Origin of the sequence: Streptomyces sp. NPDC019224 (assembly GCF_040632605.1) — a bacterium.
Lineage (GTDB): Bacteria > Actinomycetota > Actinomycetes > Streptomycetales > Streptomycetaceae > Streptomyces.
The window spans coordinates 1-5,172 of record NZ_JBEYCF010000104.1 but is presented as its reverse complement, the minus strand read 5'-3'; the positions used below and the strand labels follow the sequence as shown (position 1 = coordinate 5,172).

1 protein-coding gene is annotated in these 5,172 nt (G+C 74.1%); it reads left to right on the top strand.

Annotated elements, in window-relative coordinates:
* The coding region (locus ABZ564_RS32610; protein WP_360863109.1) for an amino acid adenylation domain-containing protein at nt 1-5,172 on the top strand (5,172 nt) is incomplete at both ends.

Below are 5,172 nucleotides of genomic sequence, written 5' to 3'. Positions count from 1 at the left end.
ACCGACGACCAGGTGAAGGTACGCGGTTTCCGCGTCGAACTCGGCGAGATCGAGGCCGCCCTCACCGAACACCCGCACATCGCACGCGCCGCCGTCATGGTCCGCACCGACGAGGAGGCCCGGCTGGTCGCCTACGTCGTTCCCGCCACGGGCCAGGCCGTTCCCATGGACGCACTGCGGGCGCACCTGCGCGAGCGGCTGCCGGAGTACATGGTGCCGGCCGCCTTCGTCAGCCTCGACGCTCTGCCGCTGACCCCGAACGGCAAACTCGACCGGCATGCCCTCCCCGCCCCCGAGCACCGGCCCGCCGCCCCGGGCCGCGCTCCCCGCACCGCGGTCGAGCACCTGCTGTCCGGGCTGTTCGCCGAGGTGCTGGGCCTCCCGCAGGTCGGTGCCGACGACGACTTCTTCGACCTCGGCGGGCACTCCCTGCTCGGCACCCGGCTGGTGGCCCGCGTCCGCGCGACGCTGGGCGTGGAACTGCGGCTCCGTGATCTGTTCGACGCGCCGACGGTGACGCGACTGGCGGCCAGGGTGGATGTCGCGGGCCGGGCACGCCCGGCGCCGGGGCGGCGGGAGCGGCCCGAGCCGGTGCCGCTGTCCTTCGCGCAGCGTCGGCTGTGGTTCCTGCACCGGATGGAGGGCCCGAGCGCCACCTACAACATCCCGCTGGCCCTGCGGCTGTCCGGAAGCCTGGACGAGCGCGCCCTGGAAGCCGCTCTGGCGGACGTCGTCGAGCGGCACGAGAGCCTGCGCACCGTTTTCCCGGTGGTCGCCGGCGTGCCGTGCCAGCGAGTACTGGACCTGGACGCGGCACGGCCGCGGCTGCGGATGACCGAGGTGCGCGAGAGCGAGCTGCCCGGCCGGCTCGCCGAGGCGGCACGGCAGGGCTTCGAACTCTCCGAGGAGCCGCCGCTGCGCGCCGAACTGTTCCGGCTCGGCGCCGAGGAGCACGTTCTGCTGCTGGTGATGCACCACATCGCCGGTGACGGCTGGTCGACGGGCCCGCTCTCGCGGGATCTGACGACCGCCTACGCGGCCCGCAGCGAGGGCACGAAGCCGCAGTGGGCGCCGCTGCCCGTCCAGTACGCCGACTACACCCTCTGGCAGCAGGAGCTGCTGGGCGGCGGAGCCGACCCGGACAGCCTGCTCAACGGCCAGCTCGCGTACTGGCGGGAGCGGCTGGCGGACCTGCCCGACCAGGTCGAGCTGCCCTTCGACCGGCCCCGGCCAACAGCCATGTCCTACCGGGGCGCCCAGCTGCCGGTGCGCATCGACGCCGAGCTGCACCAGGGCCTGAGCGCCCTCGCCCGCGACGGCGGAGCCAGCCTCTTCATGGTGCTCCAGGCAGGTCTGGCCGCCCTGCTGGGCAAGCTGGGCGCCGGGACCGACGTTCCGATCGGCACGCCGGTCGCGGGACGCACCGACGAGGCGCTGGACGATCTGGTCGGCTTCTTCGTCAACACACTGGTGCTGCGCACCGACCTGTCCGGAGACCCGTCGTTCACCGAACTCCTCGGCCGGGTGCGCTCCGGCGCGCTGGCCGCGTACGCACACCAGGAGGTGCCGTTCGAGCACCTCGTGGAGGCGCTGAACCCGACCCGGACGCTCGCGCACCACCCGCTGTTCCAGACCATGCTCACCCTGCAGAACGCGCCGTCCGGCGCCTTCGGCCTGCCGGGGCTGCGGGTGGCGGCCGACCTGGTCCCCACCGGAACGGCCAAGTGCGATCTGACCTTCGTCCTGGCCGAACAGCCCGGCGGGGGCGGCCTGTCGGGCGTGGTCGAGTACAGCACCGACCTGTTCGACCCGGCCACCGTCACCGGGATCGTCGAGCGGTGGCTGCGGCTGCTGCGCGCCGTCGTCGCCGCCCCCGGCCGGCGGATCGGTCAGGTGGACGTGCTGTCCGCCGACGAACTCGGGGCCCTGCTGCCGGCCGGCACCGGGCAGGCGGGGGAGCTGCCGGAAAGCGGCCTGCCCGCCCTGTTCGAGCGGCAGGTGAGGGCCGACCCGGCCGCGACCGCCCTCACGGACGGCGAAGCCTCCCTGACGTACGGGGAACTGAACGCCCGCGCCAACCGGCTGGCGCATGCCCTGATCGAGCGGGGCGTGGGACCGGAGCAGCTGGTGGCGCTGGCCCTGCCGCGCTCGGCGGAACTCGTCGTCGCGGTGCTCGCGGTACTCAAGGCCGGTGCCGCGTATGTGCCGGTGGATCCGGAGTACCCCGCCGCCCGCATCGCCTACCTCCTCCAGGACACCCGGCCGGCGCTGCTCGTGACGACGAGCCGGGCGGGCGAGCGGCTGGACGCGCACGACCTGGACCGGCTGCTGCTCGACACCTCCGACCTGGCGGGGCTGCCGGACACGGACCCGGACGTCGCCATCGACCCGGCCCACGCCGCCTATGTCATCCACACCTCCGGCTCCACCGGCGAGCCCAAGGGCGTGGTGGTCCCGCACCGCAATGTGGTGCGCCTCTTCGACACCACGCGTGAGCTGTTCGGCTTCGGCGCCGACGACGTCTGGACCCTCTTCCACTCCTACGCCTTCGACTTCTCGGTCTGGGAGCTGTGGGGCCCCCTGCTGCACGGCGGACGCCTGGTGGTCGTGGACCACGAGACCAGCCGCTCTCCCGGCCGGTTCCTGGAACTGCTCGCCCATGAGCGGGTGACGGTGCTCAACCAGACGCCGTCCGCCTTCTACCAGCTGATGCAGGCGGACGCGGAGGACCCGGAGACGGGCGGCCGGCTTTCCCTGCGCACGGTGGTCTTCGGCGGCGAGGCGCTGGAGCACGCCCGGCTGGCGAGCTGGTACGGGCGGCACCCGCAGGACGCGCCACGGCTGGTCAACATGTACGGCATCACCGAGACCACCGTGCACGTCACCCACGCGGCGCTCGACCGGACCGGCACCACCGCCGGCGAGATCGGCACCCCGCTCCCGGACCTGCGGACGTATGTGCTCGACAACGGCCTGCGGCCGGTGGCCCCGGGAGTGCCCGGCGAGCTGTACGTCGCGGGCGCCGGGCCGGCGCGCGGCTACCTGAACCGGCCGGGCCTGACCGCCGGGCGGTTCGTGGCCGACCCGTTCGGACCGCCCGGGTCACGCATGTACCGCAGCGGAGACGTGGTGCGCCGCGCGGCCGACGGCACCCTGCGCTACGTCGGCCGGGCCGACCAGCAGGTCAAGGTACGCGGCTTCCGGATCGAGCTCGGGGAGATCGAGGCGGCCCTCGCCGCATACCCGGGCATCGCCCAGGTCGCCGTCCTGGCCCGGCAGGACCGGGCCGACGACACCCGGCTGGCCGCGTACCTCGTACCGGCCGCCGGTGCCGCACCACGCCCCGCCGACCTGCGGGCGCACCTGCGCGAGCGGCTGCCGGAGTACATGGTGCCGTCGGCATTCGTCACCCTGGACGCCCTGCCGCTGACCGTCAACGGCAAGCTGGACCACCGCGCCCTGCCCGCCCCCGACCTCACCCCGACGGCCGCCTCCCGCGCACCGCGCACCCCGCGGGAGCAGATCCTCTGCGAGCTGTTCGCGGAGGTCCTGGGTGTGCCGTCGGCCGGTGTCGAGGACGGTTTCTTCGACCTGGGCGGGCACTCGCTGCTGGCCACCCGCCTGGCCGCCCGCATCCGCGCGACGCTCGGCGTGGAGATGCCGCTGCGCACGCTGTTCGAGGCCCCGACCCCGGCGGGTCTGGCCGCCGCCCTGGCGGCGGCCGGGCCCGCGCAGGCCGCCCTGGCGCGGCGCGAGCGCCCCGCGGTCGTCCCGCTGTCGTTCGCGCAACGGCGGCTCTGGTTCCTGCACCAGCTGGAAGCGGCCGGCGCGAACTACCACATCTCCCTGGCCTGGAGGCTGTCCGGCGATCTGGACCGGTCGGCCCTGGAGTCCGCCGTGGCGGACGTGATGGCCCGGCACGAGAGCCTGCGCACCGTCTTCCCGGCGGTGGACGGCGTGCCGCACCAGCTGGTGCTGGACGCGGAGGCAGCCGGACCGCGGCTGCGCGTGAGCCGGACCACCGAGGCGGAGCTGCCCGCCCTGATGGCGGCGGCCAAGGCCCGGCGTTTCGACCTGGCCGTGGACGTACCGCTGCGGGCCGGGCTGTTCGAGCTGGCACCGGACGAGCACGTCTTCCAGCTGGTGCTCCACCACATCGCCGGTGACGGCTGGTCGCTGGGCCCGCTCACACGGGGGCTGACCGAGGCCTACACGGCGCGGCGCCGCGGTGAGGAGCCGCAGTGGGCGCCGCTGCCCGTGCAGTACGCCGACTACACCCTGTGGCAGCACGAACTGCTCGGCGACTCCACCGACCGGGACAGCCTGCTCGCCGACCAGGCGGACTACTGGACCCGGCAGCTGACCGGTCTCCCGGAGCTCATCCAGCTGCCCACCGACCGGCCCCGCCCGGCGGTCGCCTCGCACCGGGGCGGCTCCGTGCGCGCCGGGCTGGACGCCGAGCTGCACCGCGGACTGCGGGAACTCGCCCGCGCGCACGGGACCAGTCTGTTCATGGTGCTCCAGGCAGGGCTCGCGGCGTTGCTCAGCAAGCTCGGCGCGGGCGACGACATTCCGGTCGGCAGCCCGGTCGCCGGCCGGACCGACCAGGCGCAGGACGAGCTCGTCGGCTACTTCGTCAACACCCTGGTGTTCCGTACCGACACCTCAGGCGACCCCACGTTCGCCGAGCTGCTGGACCGGGTCCGGGACACCGCGCTGGCCGGATACGCCCACCAGGACCTGCCGTTCGAGTACCTGGTGGAGGTCCTGAACCCCTCCCGGTCGCTGGCGCACCACCCGCTCTTCCAGGTCATGCTGGTGCTGCAGAACGCGCCCCGGGCCGACTTCGCGCCGCCCGGCCTGCGCGTCGGCGAGATGCCGCTGGCGTCGACCACCGCCAAGCTCGACCTGATCTTCACGATGTCCGAGCGGCACGCGGACGACGGCTCCCCGCAGGGCATCGACGGCTCCGTCGAGTACGCCGACGACCTCTACGACCCGGCCGCCGTCGAGACGATGATCGCGCGGTGGGAGAGGCTGCTCCGCATCGCGGTCGCCGATCCCCGGCGGCGGCTCAGCCGGGTCGATCTGCTCACCGGTGAGGAGCGGGGTGAGTTGACGGCGTGGGGTGCGGGGCCGGTGGTGGAGGTTCCTGCGGGGGGTCTGCCGGGG